General features: G+C 65.5%; 21 protein-coding genes. 12 read left to right on the top strand and 9 right to left on the bottom strand.

The features are described from left to right. Positions 1–148 precede the first annotated feature (148 nt). Positions 149–1177: a LacI family DNA-binding transcriptional regulator gene (locus IPG63_10485; GenBank protein MBK6727671.1), complete on the top strand. Its 1029-nt coding sequence runs from the start codon at positions 149–151 to the stop codon at positions 1175–1177. Positions 1178–1295: 118 nt separating this feature from the next. On the opposite strand, the gene IPG63_10480 is transcribed toward IPG63_10485, so the two are convergent. From IPG63_10480 to IPG63_10470, 3 genes are all read right to left on the bottom strand, one after another. Then, positions 1296–2897: a cyclomaltodextrin glucanotransferase gene (locus tag IPG63_10480; GenBank protein ID MBK6727670.1), complete on the bottom strand. Its 1602-nt coding sequence runs from the start codon at positions 2895–2897 to the stop codon at positions 1296–1298. A gap of 82 nt (positions 2898–2979) precedes the next feature. Beyond that, positions 2980–4383: an MFS transporter gene (locus IPG63_10475; protein MBK6727669.1), complete on the bottom strand. Its 1404-nt coding sequence runs from the start codon at positions 4381–4383 to the stop codon at positions 2980–2982. 32 nt (positions 4384–4415) lie between these two features. Then, entirely contained in the window at positions 4416–5834 is a 1419-nt protein-coding gene (locus IPG63_10470) for a solute:sodium symporter family transporter (GenBank protein MBK6727668.1), read from the bottom strand. A 151-nt stretch (positions 5835–5985) separates the two neighbouring features. Here IPG63_10470 and IPG63_10465 point away from each other — a divergent pair, with 151 nt between their 5' ends. Continuing rightward, positions 5986–7599, top strand: a complete 1614-nt coding sequence (locus IPG63_10465) for an alpha-glucosidase (GenBank protein MBK6727667.1) — start codon at positions 5986–5988, stop codon at positions 7597–7599. Positions 7600–7649: 50 nt separating this feature from the next. Here the strand turns inward: IPG63_10465 and IPG63_10460 are convergent, their stop codons facing one another. Together IPG63_10460 and IPG63_10455 are read right to left on the bottom strand one after the other, a co-directional pair. After that, positions 7650–7913 carry a hypothetical protein gene (locus IPG63_10460; GenBank protein ID MBK6727666.1) on the bottom strand — a complete coding sequence of 88 codons (264 nt, stop codon included), beginning with the start codon at positions 7911–7913 and terminating at the stop codon, positions 7650–7652. A 604-nt stretch (positions 7914–8517) separates the two neighbouring features. After that, complete coding sequence (locus IPG63_10455) at positions 8518–9369, bottom strand: IS110 family transposase (GenBank protein ID MBK6727665.1); 852 nt, start codon at positions 9367–9369, stop codon at positions 8518–8520. A gap of 217 nt (positions 9370–9586) precedes the next feature. Here IPG63_10455 and IPG63_10450 point away from each other — a divergent pair, with 217 nt between their 5' ends. After that, the gene (locus tag IPG63_10450; protein ID MBK6727664.1) at positions 9587–9916 is read left to right on the top strand and encodes a DUF4279 domain-containing protein; all 330 of its coding nucleotides are present in this window, start codon (positions 9587–9589) and stop codon (positions 9914–9916) included. 289 nt (positions 9917–10205) lie between these two features. On the opposite strand, the gene IPG63_10445 is transcribed toward IPG63_10450, so the two are convergent. Continuing rightward, positions 10206–10406, bottom strand: coding sequence for a hypothetical protein (locus tag IPG63_10445; protein MBK6727663.1), 201 nt, complete (start codon positions 10404–10406; stop codon positions 10206–10208). 500 nt (positions 10407–10906) lie between these two features. Between IPG63_10445 and IPG63_10440 the strand changes: the two genes are divergently transcribed. Beyond that, positions 10907–11236, top strand: coding sequence for a type II toxin-antitoxin system RelE/ParE family toxin (locus IPG63_10440; protein MBK6727662.1), 330 nt, complete (start codon positions 10907–10909; stop codon positions 11234–11236). A gap of 5 nt (positions 11237–11241) precedes the next feature. After that, positions 11242–11529, top strand: a complete 288-nt coding sequence (locus tag IPG63_10435; GenBank protein MBK6727661.1) for a helix-turn-helix domain-containing protein — start codon at positions 11242–11244, stop codon at positions 11527–11529. A 218-nt stretch (positions 11530–11747) separates the two neighbouring features. Here IPG63_10435 and IPG63_10430 read toward each other — a convergent pair whose 3' ends face one another. Genes IPG63_10430 through IPG63_10420 form a run of 3 tightly spaced genes read right to left on the bottom strand, consistent with a single transcriptional unit; the run spans position 11748 to position 13096 of the window. Continuing rightward, on the bottom strand, positions 11748–11945 hold the full coding sequence (locus IPG63_10430) for a hypothetical protein (protein MBK6727660.1): 198 nt from the start codon (positions 11943–11945) through the stop codon (positions 11748–11750). Beyond that, a complete protein-coding gene (locus tag IPG63_10425) occupies positions 11930–12484 on the bottom strand; it encodes a Uma2 family endonuclease (protein ID MBK6727659.1) in 555 nt (184 codons plus the stop codon). The genes IPG63_10430 and IPG63_10425 overlap by 16 nt, the downstream gene beginning before the upstream one ends. Before the next feature lie 51 nt (positions 12485–12535). After that, entirely contained in the window at positions 12536–13096 is a 561-nt protein-coding gene (locus tag IPG63_10420; GenBank protein ID MBK6727658.1) for a hypothetical protein, read from the bottom strand. Positions 13097–13268: 172 nt separating this feature from the next. On the opposite strand from IPG63_10420, the gene IPG63_10415 reads away from it, so the two are divergent. From IPG63_10415 to IPG63_10385, 7 genes are read left to right on the top strand one after another with little or no spacing between them, the layout of a single operon-like run. Then, positions 13269–14237 (top strand): fatty acid desaturase, encoded by a 969-nt coding sequence (locus tag IPG63_10415; protein ID MBK6727657.1) that lies wholly within the window; start codon positions 13269–13271, stop codon positions 14235–14237. Beyond that, the gene (locus IPG63_10410) at positions 14234–15478 is read left to right on the top strand and encodes an FAD-dependent oxidoreductase (protein ID MBK6727656.1); all 1245 of its coding nucleotides are present in this window, start codon (positions 14234–14236) and stop codon (positions 15476–15478) included. The genes IPG63_10415 and IPG63_10410 overlap by 4 nt, the downstream gene beginning before the upstream one ends. Then, entirely contained in the window at positions 15475–16251 is a 777-nt protein-coding gene (locus IPG63_10405; GenBank protein ID MBK6727655.1) for a DUF1365 domain-containing protein, read from the top strand. Before IPG63_10410 ends, IPG63_10405 begins: the two co-directional genes overlap by 4 nt. Next, positions 16248–17543, top strand: a complete 1296-nt coding sequence (locus tag IPG63_10400) for a class I SAM-dependent methyltransferase (GenBank protein ID MBK6727654.1) — start codon at positions 16248–16250, stop codon at positions 17541–17543. Before IPG63_10405 ends, IPG63_10400 begins: the two co-directional genes overlap by 4 nt. Continuing rightward, positions 17540–18070 (top strand): DUF2878 domain-containing protein, encoded by a 531-nt coding sequence (locus IPG63_10395; GenBank protein ID MBK6727653.1) that lies wholly within the window; start codon positions 17540–17542, stop codon positions 18068–18070. The genes IPG63_10400 and IPG63_10395 overlap by 4 nt, the downstream gene beginning before the upstream one ends. Continuing rightward, the gene (locus IPG63_10390; GenBank protein ID MBK6727652.1) at positions 18070–18849 is read left to right on the top strand and encodes a DUF1295 domain-containing protein; all 780 of its coding nucleotides are present in this window, start codon (positions 18070–18072) and stop codon (positions 18847–18849) included. Before IPG63_10395 ends, IPG63_10390 begins: the two co-directional genes overlap by 1 nt. Beyond that, the gene (locus IPG63_10385) at positions 18846–19922 is read left to right on the top strand and encodes a class I SAM-dependent methyltransferase (protein MBK6727651.1); all 1077 of its coding nucleotides are present in this window, start codon (positions 18846–18848) and stop codon (positions 19920–19922) included. The genes IPG63_10390 and IPG63_10385 overlap by 4 nt, the downstream gene beginning before the upstream one ends. The last annotated feature ends 3 nt before the right edge of the window (positions 19923–19925 follow it).

Below are 19925 nucleotides of genomic sequence, written 5' to 3'. Positions count from 1 at the left end.
GATACGGCGGCAACGTTACATTTCGCAACACCCATTGTCAGTGCGTGCCGGTTTCGTGACCGGGTTGGCAGCCGGCCACCCGACGCCGTCGCGCTTTCATCGGCGCCTGCACTGCCGCCAGAATAGGCGCCTCCTTCACGGGACCTGCATGAAAGGCAAGCCGACCTCGTTCGATATCGCCTACCGCGCCGGCGTCTCGCAGGCGACGGTGTCGCGGGCGTTGAGGGGCAGTGGGCTGGTCAGCACCGAGACCCGACAGAAGATCGAGGCGATCGCGCGCGAGTTGAACTACAAGGTCGACAAGAATGCGTCGTCGCTGCGCCGTCAGCGCGCCGAGACCATCGCCCTGCTGCTGTTCGAGGACCCGACCTCGGACCAGTCGATGATCAATCCGTTCTTCCTGTCCATGCTGGGCTCGATCACCCACGCCTGCGCCGCCGAAGGCTACGACCTGCTGATCTCGTTCCAGCAATTGTCCAACGACTGGCACGCCGATTTTCTGGACAGCCACAAGGCCGATGGCATCATCCTGCTCGGCTACGGCGACTATCTGAAGTCGCGCGCCAAGCTCGAAGAACTGGCTGCGCACGGCACCCGTTTCGTGCGCTGGGGCGCGGTGGTCGAGGGCCAACCCGGCGTCTCCATCGGCTGCGACAACTTCGCTGGGGGTCGTGCCGCCACCGAACACCTGCTGCAGCTCGGACGCAAAAACATCGCTTTCGTCGGCTCGGCATCGGCCAACTGCCCGGAGTTCTTCGACCGCTATCGCGGTTATGTCGCCGCACTCGAAGCCGCGGGCCTGGAGGTGTGGCCAGACCTGCAGGTCGATGCCACCGATTCGATCGAACACGTCGGCTTCGAAGCCACCCGCCACATGATCGATACCGGCGTGAAGTTCGACGCGATCTTCGCCGCCAGCGACCTGCTCGCCATCGGCGCCATCCGCGCCCTGGTCGAATCCGGCCGGCGCGTGCCCGAGGACGTGGCGGTGGTCGGCTTCGACGACATCCCGATCGCGAACTACGTGAACCCGCCGCTGACCACGGTACTGCAAGACACCAAACGCGCCGGCGAATTGCTGGTCGACACGCTGGTCAAGCTGGTGCGCGGCGAAGCGATCGGCAACCAGTTGCTGCCGGCGCAGTTGGTGGTGCGGCGGTCCTGCGGGGCCAAATAGCCAGCGCCCCTCCACCGTAGGGGTGGCCCCCTGTGGCCGCCCTGGCAGATGGTCGCGAGGGGCCGGGCAGGCACGGGGGCCTGCCCCTACGGGTTCGCGCCAACATCCACCGCGCGTCTCAGCGCAACTGCGCCACCAACCCCGGCGCCGTCACCACCGCATCGAGCAACAACACCTCGACACTGTGCGCGCCGACGACCATGTTGGCTTCGCCGCCGGCATCGACGCGGCGCAGATGGCCATCGAAGGCCGATGCCCATTCGCCCGACTGCATCCCGGTGATCGCAAAGCGCGTCTCCGCATCGCCCTTGTTCAACAGCACCAGCGCGATCTGATGCACATCGCCATGCTGGTAGACACGCCAGAACGCGGCGCGCTCGCCGGCCATCTCGATTGGCACCTGCACGCCGCGCTGCAGCGCGATCGAGCTGCGCCGCACCTCCGCGACCTCCATCAGCGCCGTGCGGATCGGGCTGGCCTTCGCCGCCGCGATGCCTTCCACACCGAAGTAGTTGCGATTGCCGGCGTGCTCCGCCGTGCCGCGCATGAAGCCGGACTCGGAACCGTAGTAGACGACCGGGATGCCGCGTGCGGTGAACAGGAAGTTGTGCGCGTCGATGAAGCCTGCGTCGCTGGCATCGAGGCGCGCCATGTCGTGGTTGTCGTAGAAGGTCATCAGCTCGTAGACATTGCGATACGGACCATCCTTCAGGAACAGCGCCTTGGCGATTTCGCCGTAGTCGGCGTCCTCGCGACCGAACACTTTCACCAGTTCGGCCTTGAGCGGGAAGTCGAGCACCGAGATCGCTCCGTTCTCATCCAGTGTGAATGGCGCGATCTTGTTGGCATCGTGGTCGAAGGCCTCGCCGAACAGGAAGAAGCCCGGGCGCTTGGCGCGGATGCGGCCGCTGAACTCCTTCCAGAACGGCAGGCCGACATGGCGGATGGTGTCGATGCGGAACGCGTCGGCACCTTCGTCGATCCAGTGGCTGTAGGCCTCGATGAAGTAGTCGCGCACGACCGGACTGGTGTCGTCGACATTCGACAGCTGCGCCAGGTCCTTCTTCGCGAAGAAGAAGGCATGCAGCGGGTTGTTTGCCGGATCGAGCTGCTCCGGTTCCAGGTTCTGGTGGTCGGCGATGAGCAAGCCATCGCGATCGTAGATCTCGCCGTACTTGGGCTGGTCGTTCGGCATCGAGAACGACGGCGAGCCATGGTTGGCCACGATGTCGAGCACGGTCTTCAGGCCCTTGGCGCGCATACCGTCGGTGAACTCGCGGAAATGCAGACCTGCGCTTGGCAGGTGTTCGTCCTCGACGAAGAAGTTCACGCCCCAGTAGCCGTGGAAGCCGGACTTCCCGCGGTCGGTGAAGAAGCCCTTCCAGGTCACCGGATCACCACCGCTGAAGTGTTCGTCCGGGTTGTCGACGATCGGCGTGATCCAGACCGCACCGAAGCCCATGTCACGGATGTAGTCGGCGTGATCAAGCAGGCCGCGATAGTCGCCACCGAGGTAACCGACGTTGTCGCTTTCGCCGGGCGGCGCATTCGGCGTCGGCAGGTCGAAGGTGCGCAGGGCACCGCCCTGGTCGCGATGGTCGTTGGCGGGGTCGCCATTGACGAAACGGTCGGTCAACACGAAGTAGACCGCGTGCTCGGCGAAGGGCTCGTGGGTGCCGACGATGCTCGCTGGCGGCGGTGCGGTTGCCGTTGCGGCCAGCGGTGCCTGCTCGCTCGAGCAGGCGGCCACGGCTGCGAGCAGCAGGATGGCAATCGGACGCGACGCGCTCACGCGTGGCTCCTCAGTGCGCCGCAGCGGCAGCGTTGAAGCTGGCGTCCGGCTCGCGCACGCGAACCAGGCACATGGCGCCGACGATCAAGCTGCTTCCGCTGATCACCAGCGCGTAGATGGGCTCGTTGTTGAAGATCGTGAGAAGTGCAGGCCCGAGCAAGGTCGCGGCGACGATCTGCGGCATCACGATGAACATGTTGAAGATGCCCATCGCGATGCCCATCCGACGCGGATCCACCGATGACGACAGCAGCGCATACGGCATCGACAGGATGCTGGCCCAGGCCACGCCAACCAGCGCGAACGAGCCGATCAACCAGACCGGCGACGGCACCATGGCCATCGACAGGAAGCCGAGACCCCCGAGCAGCAGCGAGACGAAGTGCACGAGTCGCCGATTCAGCACGAAGCGCGATGCGTAGAGGCTGAGCAGCAGCGCCACCGCCATCGACGACAGGCCGTAATAGCCCATGTAGGCGCCGACCAGATCGGCGGCATTCTGGAAGGCCGAATTCGCGGCGGCGAAGGCCTCGGCCTGCGCGGGCACGGCCATGTCGAAGGCGTGCGGGTCGGGCGCGGGCGCATGGAACACGTGCTCGGTCAGCGCCGGCGTGGCCATGCTCCACATGCTGAAGAACGCCAGCCAACTGAAGAACTGCACGACACCGATGGCCAGCATCTGCGCCGGCATCGCCCGGATGCCGGACAGGACATCAGACAACATGCTGCCCGGTGCCTGCTGCTCGCGACGGAAGGCCTCCAGGTCGTCGGGTGGGTATTCGCGGGTGGTGAAGATGGTCACCAGAATGCTGCCGATGAACACGCAAGCGCCGATCGCGAATGCGACCTGCACCGACGGCGGCACTACGCCCGGCGCGGCCTCGTTCGACACGCCAAGCCGAGTGACGAACCACGGCAGATTGCTCGCGACCCAGGTGCCGACACCGATGATCAAGGTCTGCAGCACGAAGCCGTAGGAGCGCTGGCGTTCCGGCAGCTTGTCCGCGACCAGCGCGCGAAACGGTTCCATGCTGATGTTGATCGACGCGTCCAGCACCCACAGCAGGCCGGCCGCCATCCACAGCGCCGACGAATGCGGCATCAGCACCAGGGCTGCGGAACTGAGGATGGCGCCGAGCAGGAAATAGGGGCGCCGCCGACCGAGCACCGGATGCCAGGTGCGGTCGCTGAACCATCCGATGACGGGCTGCACCAGCAGGCCAGTGAGCGGTGCAGCGATCCACAGCAGCGGCAACGCATCCTTCTCCGCGCCGAGCGTCTGGAAGATGCGCGACATGAATCCGCCCTGGAGGGCAAATCCGAACTGTATGCCAAGGAAGCCGAAGGACATGTTCCAGATCTGCCAGAACGACAGTTCGGGACGCGTGCGCAGCGCGGGGGAGGATGCGGACATTCAGGACTCCGGATTCGCGGGCTCGGCTGATGCTACTGCGCCGGTGCCGGCGTCAGCACCCGCCGCGACTGCAGCAGCCGCGACAGCAGCAGGATGAACAGGATGCTCGCCACCAGGGTGATGAACATCAGGTGGATGTAGTGCAGCGGCGACCACACGAAGGTGAACACGGCATAGAGCGCGGCACCGAACACCAGGCCGGCGCGCGCGGCGCGACCATCGACGTGCGAGAACAGCACGGCGACGATGAAGATCGCCAGCACCGGCATCGAATACAGGCCATTGAGGCGCTGCAGCAGGTCGATGATGCTCTGCGCGTGCTGGTACAGCGGCACCATCGCGATCGACACCACGGTGAACACCACCGCCACCGCATTGCCGATGCGTTTCGGATCGGCGTTCGCGTTCACGTATTTCGCATGCAGGTCGCAGGTGTACAGGGCGGCAGCGGAGTTCAGGCAGGAGTTGAAACTCGACAACACCGCGCCGAAGATCACCGCGGCGAAGGCGCCGGACAACCACGCCGGCAACACGTCGCCGACCAGGCGGCCGTAGCTCTGATCACCGATGTCGCCATAGAGCTTGAAGGCGATCACGCCCGGGAACACCACGACCAGCGGCAGCACCAGCTTGAACACGACCGCGGCATAGATGCCCTTCTGCGCCTCGCGCACCGACTTGGCAGCCAGCGCGCGCTGCGCGATGACCATGTTCGTGCCCCAGTAGAACAGGTGGATGAACAGCATGCCGGTGAGCAGGGTATGCCAGGGGATGTCGCTGTCGCCGGCGCCGATCAGGGTCCAGCGTTCGGCCGGGATGCCGCTGAGGTCGAAGCCGACTGCCTGCAGCGCGAACCAGGTGACGGCGAGCCCCATCACCAGCAGGCCGATGCCGTTGTAGGTGTCGGAGATCGCGATCGCGCGCAGGCCACCGAAGGCGGCATAGGCGAGCCCGGCCAACGCGTAGATGATCGCGATCACGAGGATCGGCAGCTCGAGCGCGAACATCGACTTCATGAACACCGAGCCGGTGTACAGCACCACCGGAAGCAGGATGAACATGTAGCCGAGCAGGAACAGCACCGAGACGGTGGCGCGCACGCCGGCGTCATTGAGGCGGCGCTCGAGCAGTTCGGTGGTCGTGGTGCAGTTGTACTTGTAGTACATCGGAATCAGCACATGCGCGAGGATCAGCAGGCCCGCGGCGGCACCGAATTCCCACCACGCGACCAGCATCATCTGCGCACCGTTCATGCCGACGATTTGCTCAGCGCTGATGTTGGTCAGCAGCAGCGAACCGGCGACATAGGGCCAGGCCAGGCCGCCACCGGCCAGGAAGAAATCCTTGGAGCTGTCGCTGGCATGCACGGCGTGGCGGCACTTCCACCAAGTGGCGACCGCAACCGCCGCAGTGAGCAGCAGGAACACCCCGATTTGTACGCTGGCACCGATCATCGATCCTCCCCGGACCCGATCTCAATCCGGTGAAACTAGTTGGCCGAGCGCATGCGTTGCGATGAATACGTTTGCATGCAATGGTCCCGCAACGTGGCCTCGGCAACACTGCCGTCGAGGCATCCGCACGAGTGCAGGCACGCAGGCAATGAGCAAGCAGAACGACACGCCGTGGTGGCGCGGTGCGGTGATCTACCAGGTCTATCCGCGCAGTTTTCTCGACAGCAACGGCGATGGCATCGGCGACCTGCCGGGCATCCTCGCCAAGCTCGACTACATCGCCAGCCTCGGCGTCGATGGCCTGTGGGTGTCGCCGTTCTTCAAGTCACCGATGGCCGACTTCGGCTACGACATCGCCGACTATCGTGACGTCGATCCGCTGTTCGGCACGCTCGCCGACTTCGATGCGCTGGTCGCGAAGGCGCATGCGCTCGGGCTCAAGCTGATGATCGACCAGGTGCTCAGCCACACCTCGGTGGAACATGCCTGGTTCAAGGAAAGCCGCGAGAACCGCAGCAACGCGAAGGCCGACTGGTATGTGTGGGCCGACGCGAAGCCGGACGGCTCGCCGCCGAACAACTGGCTGTCGATCTTCGGCGGAGTCGCCTGGCAGTGGGAACCGCGGCGCGGCCAGTACTACCTGCACAATTTCCTGACCTCGCAGCCGGACCTGAACTTCCATCATCCGGACGTGCAACAGGCGGCGCTCGACAACCTGCGCTTCTGGCTCGACCGTGGTGTCGACGGCTTCCGTCTGGACGCGATCAACTTCTGCTTCCACGACCGCGCGCTGCGCGACAACCCGGCCAAGCCGCCGGAGCTGCGCGTCGGCCGCGGCTTCTCGCCGGACAATCCGTACGCGTTCCAGTACCACCACCACAACAACACCCAGCCCGAGAACCTGGCCTTCCTCGAGCGCATCCGCGCCCTGCTCGACGAGTATCCGGACGTGGCCGCACTCGGCGAAATCTCGTCCGAGGATTCGCTGGTGACGATGGCCGAATACACCCGCGGCCGTCGCCTGCACATGGGCTACAGCTTCGAGCTGCTGACCGACGACTTCAGCGCGCGCCACATCCGCGAGACGGTGGCGCGGCTGGAAGCGTCGATGAGCGAAGGCTGGCCGTGCTGGGCAATCAGCAACCACGACGTGCAACGCGTCGCGACCCGCTGGGGCGGCGCCAACCCGCCGCCGCAACTGGCACCGATGCTGTGTGCATTGGTCGCCTCCCTGCGCGGTTCGGTCTGCGTCTACCAGGGCGAGGAACTGGGACTCACGGAAGCCGAGGTGCCATTCGAACTGCTGAAAGACCCCTACGGCATTTCCTTCTGGCCCACCTTCAAGGGCCGCGACGGCTGCCGCACGCCGATGCCATGGGACGGCGGCGTGCACGCCGGCTTCAGCACCGGCACCCCCTGGCTCCCGCTCGCCAACGCCCACCACGCTTTCTCGGTCGCCAAGCAGGAATCCCAACCCGATTCCGCCCTGAACCAGTACCGCCGCTTCCTCGCCTGGCGCGCCCAACAACCCGCCCTGCGCGCAGGCAACATCCACTTCCTCGACACCCCCGAACCCCTCCTCGCCTTCACCCGCAACCACGGCGATCAAACCCTGCTCTGCGTGTTCAACCTTTCCGCCGAGCCGCAAGCCTTCGCCCTGCCCGACGATCCTGCGCGGCAATCCCTCAACACCATCGGCGCCGCAACCCTCGACGCATCCACCCTGCAGCTCCCAGGCTACGGCGCGGCGTTCCTGCGCTAGCCCCCACGGCCAAGCCGGCCAACTCCGCCAGCACTGCTTGACCGCCTCCCTCAAGCGGCAACAGGTTCTTCCCCGTTTCCACGGACGGATTGAAAAGGGCTAAGCGCCGTGAGCCACCGCCCGAAATGATGCGCCGAACCGCAGGCCTCCATCACCACCCGCACCGGCGCGCGGTTGTGCCAGAACGCGATGAACGCGGCGCGCGCGAGTCGATGCGATTCGAGCACGTTGCCGTGCGCGTCGACGGCCAGCAGTTGAAAAATGGATTTCGCGAGATCGATGGCGATGGTGGCGACAGCGGGATTACACTTCATGGCGGACTCCTCCGGTGGTGACTGATGATTCGACACCCTCAGATTGGCACTTCGATGCCTGCGCCGCGTCGGGAGGAGTCCATCCCATCATTCAAGCCGACCGCCGAGGAAGGTGGTCGTATCATCCACACGCCGTCGCGCGGCGGCGGCTTAACACGGCGTTAGGTATTCGAATGGAAACTCGCGCAAGGAATATGGCAGCAGCAGTGAGCCTCGTGCTGATATCGGCGTCATGCCTTTGGGTCGCATTTGCCGAGTCACCGATTTTCGGAACTGTGGTCTACTCCATCGTCCTGGGTGTGCAACCGATGCTCACGCAACGTCCCTCCGCTGCAGAGGCTGCGCCCCTTTCTCTCGCGGCTAGAGTCGCAATCGCAGTCGTGCTCGTCGCAGCTGCCGCTGGGCTTGTATGGAGCTCCGCCACTGGCAACACGCTCGCGCACAACGAGTGGTTCAAGAGTTGGGAGTTTCGCCCCGCATCCGCAGCTCTGCTTTGGCTGTTGTACGCGGGCGGGCTTTTCGTTTCGGCATTCCGCCGCACCCGCGGGGCAGCCATGAACGACGGCGCGAACACCTAACTATGTCTATGGACTCCTCCCCCACGTCAAGCTGATTGATCCTGCTCTGCTTCATCACGGTTGGATCGGTGCAAGCGTCTATCCGTCCTCGAAGTGGCGGGATCATCCGCCGGGACATCATGGAATCCGCAGGTGCGGGGCCTATCGTTCAAGCGACCTCGAAGGTCGGCATAGTTATCGGCCTTGCCGCACCGCGGCCGAGCCGCTGGTGATGAGGTTGATGGAATCGATCCGTTGACGTGCCGCTCTGTGGTGAAAGGGTGTTCGAGCGTGCGAATCTCCTCGAGCAGCGACGCGATCAAGTCGCGCATGCGCTGATCCAGTGCTTCGTGGCCCAGCGCCGCACGCATCGCCTGCTGGCCACGCTCTGCGCCTTCCGGAATCACGATGCCGAACTCGCGCAGCAGGCCGCGCGCCAGGTTGATGCGCGCCGTGCGCGTCTCCTGCCACTGTTGCCGCGCGCGGTGCAGCAACTGGATCACCTGCTGCAGCTCGGACTTGATCGGTACCGGCTTCAGATCGATCGCGCGCACCGCCTCGATCATCGCCAGGCAATCGGCTGCATCGGTTTTGCTTCGCCGCACATACGGGCGAACGTACTGCGCGGGAATCAGGATCACCTGATGACCAAGCGCCGTGAGCCACCGCCCGAAATGATGCGCCGACCCGCAGGCCTCCATCACCACCCGCACCGGCGCGCGGTTGTGCCAGAACGCGATGAACGCGGCGCGCGCGAGTCGATGCGATTCCAGCACGTTGCCGTGCGCGTCGACGGCCAGCAGTTGGAAAATGTATTTCGCGAGATCGATGGCGATGGTGGCGACAGCGGGATTACACTTCATGGCGGACTCCTCCGGTGGTGACTGATGATTCGACACCCTCAGATTGGCACTTCGATGCCTGCGCCGCGTCGGGAGGAGTCCATCCCATCATTCAAGCCGACCGCCGAGGAAGTTGCGCGTATCATCCAAGCTCCGTCGCGCGGCGGCGGCTTAACACGGCGTTAGGTCGCTCATGAGATCGCGATGAACACTGGAGAGGTCTATTTCGCATTGCGCGGTCCTGATCTAGATCTCGACCTCGTTTCCTCAGTTCTTGGCGTGCTTCCCACGCGAAAGGTACGCAAAGGCACCCCCCAATCGAAGAGTCTCTTCATGGGAGCTTTCCAGCGGCGAAGTCTCGTCCGATGTCGTGAATGTCTACGAGCTTTCGGAAAAGGTTGTGAACCAGCTCCACGGAAAAGCGGAAGCTATCAAGCGCATCGCTGCATCTACTCAGTCAGCGGCGATCCTTCAAGTCGTTCTCACAATCTCCATGGACGAAATGCTATCCACGCCTGCCATCGGCTTCAGCGAAGCCGTCGTGCAGTTTGTTGCGCAAGCTGGCGCCTACATCGATGTGGACACCTATCGCGAAGCGAGCTAACTATGTGTCTATGGACTCCTCCCCCACGTCAAGCTGATTGATCCTGCCCTGCTTCATCACGGTTGGATCGGTGCAAGCGTCTATCCGTCCTCGAAGTGGCGAGATCATCCGCTGGGACATCATGGAATCCGCAGGTGCGGGGCCTATCGTTCAAGCGACCTCGAAGGTCGGCATAGTTATCGGCCTTGCCGGACCGCGGCCGAGCCGCTGGTGATGAGTTTGATGGGATCGATCCGTTGACGTGCCGCTCTGTGGTGAAAGGGTGTGCTGCGTTGACTGCGTGTATCGATCAGGTGCTGGTCATCGCGATCTCCTGATCGAAGCGCTTGGCGTAGTCGCCATCGAAGCTGCGCGCGTGGTGCCAGGTCGCCCAGACGATGCGCACGATCTTGTTGGCGAGACCGACCGCGGCCTTGTTGAAGCCGCGGCGCTCGGCGAGTGCAAGCGCCCATTCAAGCCGACCGCCGAGGAAGTTGCGCGTATCATCCACACACCGTCGCGCGGCGGCGGCTTGACTCGGCTTTAGGCCCCGCATGAAGTGTCTAGCAATCCTCTGCGCAGCGGTTCTAGTTTCAGGTTGCGTCACGCGCGACCCGCTTCCGCCGCTTCTTCGTGGGGTAGCGGCACATGGCGGATCCAATCCTTGCCCAACGGGCACACCGGCCTATCCAAGCTCAAACCCCTCGCCCTCAGAATTCAGTCGTCGCCTCGCGTCTCAATTTCCGGCCGGCTCGAATGAAAATCATCTGCTCACCGAACTCAAATCTCAGGGGTACGTGCCGGAGGGAACATGCGACTTGGATTCAAGTATCCGCATCGCAAAGTTTCATCTCGACGGGACCTCGAGAAGCCCGGTCGCAATGGACGCTTTCGCCTACTGGAAGCTTGATGATCAAGGACGGATCGCTTGGACAAGCGGTCAGGTTTGGCTTACCGGCCCTTGATAGAGAGAGTTGTTGGTCGCTACGCCACTGGCGTACACTCCAGCGAATGCAGACGGTCGTTGAACTCCCGCACTTCATCCGTCTGGCCCGTTCGCTCTTGTCCGAAACGGAGATCAGCCGCCTGATCAACTACCTGGCTACGCAACCGGAGGCCGGGGATCTGATCGAAGGTACCGGCGGAATTCGAAAGCTGAGATGGGCACGAGAAGGGCGAGGCAAGAGCGGTGGAACCCGGGTCATCTACTTTTTCCACAACGAACGCATGCCCCTCTACCTGCTCACGATCTTCGGAAAGAACGAACAGTCCGATTTGAGCATGTCGGAGCGAAATGAACTCAGAAGGCTGACTGAGCGGCTCGTCGCCGCGTCGAGGTGAGGAAAATGTCGAGCGCATTCGAGAGCATCAGGGCCGGACTCCAGGAAGCCATCGCGCACGCGTCGGGTACGAACATCGATGCTCGCGTGCGCCAGTTCGACGCTTTGGACGTGAAAGCCATTCGGGCGCAAGTGGGAATGACCCGGGCGGAATTCTCGGCTTCCTTTGGGATCAGCCTGGGAACGCTGCGTCATTGGGAACGCGGAGATCGGCAGCCGCACGGCCCGGCCCGCGTCTTGCTGATGGTTCTGGCGCGGCAACCAAGGGCCGTGCTCAAGGCGCTGACTGCCTGACGCCAAACCTCTGGCCACGGACGGCGTCAATGGAATTCCGGGTTTTCGTGATCCCGCGTGGATGATTTGCGCGCCATTCTTGCGCTGCACCCCGCGTAGGCGTTGATATTGCGGCCCATCACGGGACATTCCGACGTCATTCGTGACACGCACCGCCACGCTCCCACCGTTCGCCCTGCGCTTGTCGACGGGCGAGTGCGAGCAGGCATCGAATCCCATCAATCCCACGCCGCGTGTTCCTCGTCGATCATCGCTTCGATTTCCTGCGGTGAGCGCTGCAGGTGTGCCGGCAGCGAATGCGTGTGCAGGCAGGCCAGCAAGACGCGTCCGGTGCAGTCGCGCACGCGTTCGGCCGGAGCGCTCGGCTCCAAACGGCCGGCCGGCTCGTCATGGTGGCCGATCACCACCGCCACCACCCGCCAAGCTCCAGCGGCACGGCGTCGAAGGGTTCGGCGCGCATGGCGTCCTGGTTGCCGTGGGTGGCGAGCAGGATCCAGTGTTCGCCTTCGCGGCGCAGGACTTCGACGGTCTTGGCGGCGGGGTCGACGAGCCAGGCGTGACTGACACCCAGTTCGCGATAGAGCGGCAGCTTGATCGCGCGGTCTTTCATCGCGGTGGATGGCGACAGGATTTCGCAGACCCAGTCGGGGACCACGGAGATCGGGCCGTCGGGAATTTCGGTGAGGCGCTCGCGGCGCCAGCCGGCGAGGTCCGGCACCATCACGTGCGGGCCGAGGTGCAACTCGGGCCCGACCAGGATGACCCATCCGCCCGGCCCACCGCCACCCAGATCGAACGGACCGAACAGGCCGCTGGCGATACTTGTTTCGATGCGCGCATGGCGCGAACTCGGCCGTGGTTGCGAGTGCAATTGCCCGCGCAGGATCTCGCCCGTCACATGCTCGGGCAGACGCAGCAGGTCTTCATACTGGACGGGTCGGACGGCGGCGCTCATGGCCGCGAGCATACGCTTCGCTCAGCGTGGTCGTCATGCGGTCCGGGACCTTCACCCCACCCCGCCCGCATGCTCATCCGCCCGCGCGGCCTTGCGGAAGAACGCGGCGGAGAGCAGCCAGAGCGCGACCAAGACCGCGGTGATGACGAAAATGTGGGTGCCGTCGACGAGCAGGGCGACCACCGCGGTGGCGGCTTGCGCGAGTGCAGTGGCCTGCATCACGTGGACCATGCGCCGCGCCTGGAATCGAACCGCCAACGCTCCCAGCAGGCTGAGGCCGAGCACGGCGAAGAACATCAGGTTCAGCGGATGGTCTTCGTTGCCGATGATGCCGACGGCGAGGTTGCTCCAGGTGATCAGGAATCCGGTCGCCACTGCGATGCCTGCACCGGCCCGGTGGGCGCGGTGGCCGGACAGGCGCGTGGCCAGGTGATACAGGCCCGCGGCACTGCCGAGCATCAACGCCCAGACCACGAAGTCGAAGACGCTCCAGTCCATCTCGGAGGAGAACTGCGTCGCCACCAGCGGCAGCAGCCACAGGGCCACGACCGATGCCCACACCACGCGATCGCCGAGGGTCCTGCCTTTCTCTTGAGCCGCTGTCGCCACCATGTTCGCCTCCGCTCCTGATCGCGGCGGAAGCTACCGGAACGCGTGTGGCTTGCCGGAAATCAATCGTGTCCATTGGCTTGCAGTCCGCGAAATCGCCGGTTGCCGGGGGTCATCACGCCATGACGACGCGGGATCGTGAAAATGGCCGTATTCACATGCGTGAAGGCGCTCCATGAACGCACCAAACCCTGCCATTCCCCTCGCCGCCGCACCCGCCCGCGCCCGGCTGGCACGCGCGCGCCGAGCGATCCTGCGCTGGTTCGACACCGCCGACGAAGCCGATGTCGGCGCCGATGGCGGGCGCATCGACTGGCTGCGCGTGATCCCGTTCATCGCCCTGCACCTGGTCGCGCTGGTCGGCGTCTGGTTCGTCGGGTTCTCCTGGTTCGCGTTCTGGACCGCGGTCGCGCTGTACGCACTGCGCATGTTCGCGATCACCGGGTTCTATCACCGCTACTTCTCGCACAAGACCTTCAAGACCTCGCGCCCGCTGCAGTTCCTGTTCGCCTTGATCGGCACGTCGAGCGTGCAGCGCGGGCCGCTGTGGTGGGCGGCGCACCATCGCAACCACCACCGCCACTCCGACACCGCGCTCGACGTGCATTCGCCGGTGACGCAGTCGTTCTTCATGAGCCACATGGGTTGGTTCCTGACTCGCGCCGGTTTCCGCACCGATCGCGCCGTGATCGCCGACCTGATGAAGTTCCCCGAGCTGCGCCTGCTCGACCGCTTCGACGTGTTCGTGCCGATTGCACTCGCGACCGCGCTGTTCCTGCTCGGCGGCTGGCTTGGCGAACATCGTCCCGAATACGGCACCAGCGCCGCGCAGCTGCTGGTCTGGGGCTTCTTCGTCTCGACCGTGGTCCTGTTCCACGCCACGGTCACCATCAACTCCTTCGCGCACCGCTTCGGCACGCGCCGCTATCGCACCCGCGACGACAGCCGCAACCACTGGCTGCTGGCGCTGATCACCTTCGGCGAGGGCTGGCACAACAACCACCACCACTTCCCGGGCGCGGCGCGCTGCGGCTTCTTCTGGTGGGAGTACGACCTCACCTGGTACGGGCTCAGGCTGATGAGCTGGTGCCGCCTGGTCTGGGACCTGAAACCGGTCCCGGCGCAACTGAAGTACGCGCGATGAAGATCGCCATTGTCGGTTCCGGCATCAGCGGTCTGGGCGCGGCGTGGCTGCTGGCGCGCGAACACGAGGTCACCGTGTTCGAGGCGAACGACCATGTCGGTGGCCACACCCATACCCACGACATCGAGCTGGACGGCGCGCGGCATCGCGTAGACACCGGCTTCATCGTCTGCAACCCCGAGCACTACCCGCACTTCTTCCGCATGCTCGGCGAACTCGGCGTGGCCACGCAGGAGACGACGATGGGCTTTGCCGTGCGCAACGAACGCAGCGGGCTCGAGTACAACGCCAGCAGCCTCGACCGCCTGTTCGTGCAGCGGCGCAACCTGCTGTCGCCGCGCTTCTGGTCGATGCTGCGCGACCTGCTGCGCTTCTACCGCGAAGCCCCGGCCCTGCTCGAACGCACCGACGACGGCCCCGACCTCGGCGACTACCTGCTCGAACACGGTTACGGCGACGCCTTCCGCGACGAGCATCTGGTGCCGATGGCGAGTGCGCTGTGGTCTTCGCCGAGCGCGCAGATCCTGAAGTTCCCGGCCAAGTATCTGGTCGCCTTCATGGCCAACCACCAGATGCTGGTGGCCGGCGCGCGCAAGCCGTGGCGAGTGGTGTGCGGCGGCTCCGCCAGCTACGTGCAGGCGCTGCTCGCGCAGTCCGGCCTGAGCGTGCGCACGCGCACGCCGGTGCGCTCGATCATTCGCGCGCCGCAGTCCGTGCGCATCACCGTCGATGCCGGCGTCGAGGAATTCGACCAGGTCGTGCTGGCCTGCCACAGCGACCAGGCCCTGGCCTTGCTCGCCGACCCGAACGAGCGCGAACGCGAGATCCTGGGTGCGATCGGGTACCAGCCGAACGAGGTCGTGCTGCACACCGACATCCGCCTGCTGCCGCGCCGACGCAAGGCGTGGGCCGCGTGGAACGCGCTGATCCGCGACGACGGCGACGATGCCTGCACCGTCACCTACGACATGAACCAGCTGCAGGGCATCGACGCGCCGCAGAACTTCTGCGTAACGCTGAACGCGACTGACCGCATCGACCCGGCACGCATCCTCAGACGCCTGCGCTATCAGCACCCGCTGTACACGCGCGCCTCGGTCGCGGCGCAAGCGCGCCGGCACGAGATCAGTGGCCAGCAACGCACCTGGTACGCCGGTGCGTACTGGGGCTTCGGCTTCCATGAGGACGGCATGCGCAGCGGCGTGGAGGTAGCGCGTGCGCTCGGGGTGCACTGGCCATGAGCAACGACTTCGCCAGTGCCATCTACCGCGGCCGCGTGCGCCACCGTCGCCACCAGCCACGCGCGCACGGCTTCGAGTACACGGTCGCGTACCTGTACCTGGACCTGGACGAAGTCGAGCGCGTGTTCGCACTCAGTCCCTGGTGGTCGCGCGACCGGCGCAACCTCGCCGAGTTCCGCCGCAGCGACTACCACGGGGACCCCGCACGCCCGCTCGCCGACTGCGTGCGCGATACCGTGCAGTCGCAGATCGGGCGCCGCCCGACCGGACCGATCCGCCTGCTCACGCATCCGCGCTATTTCGGCCACTGCTTCAATCCGGTCAGCTTCTACTACTGCTTCGAGGCAGACGGCACGACGCTGGACGTGATCGTCGCCGAGATCACCAACACGCCCTGGAAGGAACGCCACGCCTACGTGCTGCCGCTGGCGGCGGCCCAGGCGCATGGCAGCGCGCTGGCCTTCGCCTTCGACAAGCGCTTCCACGTTTCGCCGTTTCTGCCCATGCAGCGTCGCTACGAGTGGCGCTTCCAGCCCCCCGGCCCGCAACTGCGCGTGCACATGGACGTGAACCGCGACGAGCAGCGCGACTTCGACGCCACCTTGGTGCTCGAACGCGAGCCGATGTCGCGCGGCGCGCTGCATCGCCTGTTGTGGCGCCACCCGCTGATGACGCTGCGCGTCGTCGCCGCGATCCACTGGCAGGCGTTCCTGCTCTGGTGCAAGCGCACCCCCGTCCACGACCACCCCGAGAAAGCCAAGGCATCTCCATGAACAGTCCCTCCAGCGCACTTGTCCCGAACCTGGCCAGCGCAGGCCAGACCCATGGGCGTCTTGACCGTTATCTTCGGCAGCGCCTGCTCGATACGCTGTCGGCACTGCGCGACTGCGAACTGGTGCTGGTCGACGGCGACGAGCGCTTCCTGCTCGGCCAGCCGCTCGCCGGCCGCGAGCCGCTGCGGGCCGAACTGGTCGTGCACTCGCCGGAGTTCTACCGGCGCCTGGCGCAAGGCGGCTCGGTCGGCGTCGGCGAAGCCTGGATGGACGGACTGTGGAGCTGCAGCGACGCGGTAACGCTGGTGCGTATCTTCGTGCGCAACCGCGACCTGCTCGATGCCATGGAAGGCGGCGCCGCGCGTGTAGGCGGCTGGCTGATGCGCGCTGCACATGGCCTGCGCCGCAACACCCGCGACGGCAGTCGCCGCAACATCGCCGAGCATTACGACCTCGGCAACGAGCTGTTCTCGCTGTTCCTCGACGACAACCTGATGTACTCCTCGGCGATGTTCGCGCACGAGCATGAATCGCTGCAGGTTGCGGCCACGCGCAAACTCGAACGAATCTGCCAGAAGCTCGAACTCAAGCCCGGCGACCATGTGGTCGAGATCGGCACCGGCTGGGGCGGCTTCGCCCTGCATGCCGCGAAGCATTACGGCTGCCGCGTGACCACGACCACGATCTCGCGCGAACAGCACGCACTGGCCACGCGACGCATCGCCGAGGCCGGCCTGTCCGATCGCGTCACGCTGCTGCTTCGCGACTATCGCGACCTCGACGGCAAATACGACAAGCTGGTGTCGATCGAGATGATCGAGGCGATCGGCCACCAGTACCTCGACACCTATTTCGCCAAGTGCGCGTCGCTGCTCAAGCCCGACGGCATGGCGCTGGTGCAGGCGATCACCATCGAAGACCACCGTTACCTGCAGGCGCTGCACTCGGTCGACTTCATCAAGCGCCACATCTTCCCGGGCAGCTTCATCCCCTCGGTCTCGGCCATGCTCGGTGCCGCCGGGCGCAGCGCCGACTTCAAGTGCACGCACCTGGAGGACTTCGGCCTGAGCTACGCCTGGACCCTGCGCGCATGGCATCAGCGCTTCCTTGCACAGTTGCCGGCGGTGCGCGCGCTCGGCTACCCGGAGCGCTTCGTGCGCATGTGGCGCTGGTATCTCGCCTACTGCGAAGGCGGCTTTCTCGAGCGCGCCATCGGCGTGGTGCAGATGCAGTTCGCGAAGTCGGGCGCGCGTCCGACACCCTTCCTCCCCGACCTCAAGGACAGCGCATGAACCTGGTGCTGAATGCAGTGCTTTTCCAATGCGTGTGGTTCGCCTGCGTGGCGGGCGCCGGTGCCGGCTACTGGTGGGCCGGCCTGCCCGCGCTGGCGCTGCTCGCTGCGTGGCAGCTGCGCGTGTCGCATTGCCCACGTGCCGACGCCGCCCTGCTGGCCTGCGCGGCGTTGCTCGGATTCCTGATCGACAGCGCGCTCGCGCTCGGCGGCTGGCTCAGCTATGCGGCGCCGCTGCCGTTCGCCGGACTGGCGCCGGTATGGATCGTGGCACTGTGGGCCGGATTCGCGCTCACAGTCAATCACTCGCTCGCGTTCCTCAAGCACCGATATGCGCTCGCGGTACTGTTCGGCGCTCTCGGCGGGCCGCTCGCCTACCTCGGCGCGGCGCGCGGGTTCGCGGCCGTGCAGTTCGAGGCACCACTGCTGGAGGCGCTGCTGGTGCTCGCCCTGGCGTGGGCGGTGGCGACACCGTTGCTGCTGCGCTTGTCGACGCAATTCGTGGCACGTGAAGGAGTGCCGGCATGATGGCTTCGCTGTTGCAACCGCTGCTCTCCCTCGGCGTGCTCTCACTGCTGGTCATGGTCGCGCTGTGGGCGCTGCAGTGGCGCACCCGCAACGCCGGCCCGGTGGATGTCGCCTGGGCCTTGCTGCTCGGTGTAGCCGCGCTCGGATTCGGCTGGTTTGCGCAGGGCGATGTCGAAATCCGCATCACCGTCGCCGTGCTCGGCGGGCTGTGGGGCTTCCGTCTCGGCCTGCACCTGCTGCGACGCGTGCTCAGCGAACCCGAGGACGGCCGCTACGCCTTCCTGCGCGCCCACTGGGGCGGACACCAGGGCAAGTTCTTCGGCTTCTTCGTGTTCCAGGCCGGGCTGGTGGTGCTGTTCGCGACGCCGATGCTGGCCGCGGCGCAGAACCCGGCCGCACCGAGCGTGATGCAGCTGGCGGCGGCGGTGGCGATCTGGCTGGTCGCGCTCGGCGGCGAAGCGCTGGCCGATGCCCAGCTCGCCGCCTTCCGCAATGAGCCGGCGAACCGCGGACGTACCTGCCGCGCCGGCTTGTGGCGCTACTCGCGGCACCCGAACTATTTCTTCGAGTGGCTGCACTGGTTCGCCTACGTCGTGCTCGCGCTCGGTTCGCCGCTGTTCGCACTCAGCTGGATCGGCCCGCTGCTGATGTTCGTCTCGCTCAATTGGCTCACCGGCATTCCCTTCGTCGAGGCCCAGTCGCTGCGCTCGCGCGGCGACGACTACCGCGACTACCAACGCAGTACCAACCGCTTCTTCCCATGGATCCCGAGAACATGAACGCCACCATCAGCGAACGCCTGCAAGCCCTGTCCGGCCACGAACCCCTGTCCTCCGCGATCGGCCTGGCCGAGCGCGGACTGATCCCCGACCCGCTGCTGCGCATCGCGATCCGCCGCCTGTGCGGAGATCGCCTGCACCAGGAGTACGCCGGCGACTGGTTCGCGCGCCTGCGCGAGCGCGTGCAGGACCTGCGCCGCAGCCCGATCGCGATCGAAACCGAGGCGGCGAACACCCAGCACTACGAGCTGCCGCCGGCGTTTTTCGCCGCGACCCTCGGGGCGCGCCTGAAGTATTCGAGCTGCTACTACCCGACCGGGCGCGAGACCCTGGACGAAGCCGAACGCGCGATGCTCGAGCTGTACCTCGAGCGCGGCGAGTTTCGTGATGGCCAGGACGTGCTCGAACTCGGCTGCGGCTGGGGTTCGCTCACGCTCACGCTGGCCGAGCGCTTCCCGAACTCGCGCATCGTCGGCGTCAGCAACTCGGCCTTCCAGCGCGAGTTCATCGAGGCACGCGCACGCGAACGCGGGCTTGGCAACGTGCGCATCCTGACCCGCGACGTGAACCGCCTGGAGCTCGACGCCGCCGCGTTCGACCGCTGCATCTCGATCGAGATGTTCGAGCACGTGCGCAACTACGAGTCGCTGCTCGGGCGCATCGCGTCCTGGCTGCGACCGGGCGGCAAGCTGTTCGTGCACATCTTCTGCCACCGCGAGGTCTGCTACCCGTTCGAACGCGACGGCGACCACGACTGGATGGCGCGCCATTTCTTCACCGGCGGGCTGATGCCGAGTGCCGATACCCTGCTGTGGTTCCAGCGCGACCTGCGTATCGAGGAACAGTGGCGCTTGCCGGGCACGCACTACCAGCGCACCGCGAACCACTGGCTCGCCAACCAGGACGCGCGCCGCGACCAGGTGTTGAAGATTCTCGCCGACGCCTACGGCGCGGACCGCGCCGAACTCTGGCACCAGCGCTGGCGCATGTTCTTCATGGCCTGCGCGGAACTGTTTGGCTACCGCAACGGCAGCGAGTGGCTGGTCGGCCACTATCGTTTCGCGAAGCCGTAGTGC

The organism is Lysobacterales bacterium, from assembly GCA_016703225.1.
In the GTDB taxonomy this organism is placed as follows: Bacteria; Pseudomonadota; Gammaproteobacteria; order Xanthomonadales; family Ahniellaceae; genus JADKHK01.
Note: the sequence above shows the minus strand (reverse complement) of the source record. Positions and strands in the feature narration are given on the sequence as shown.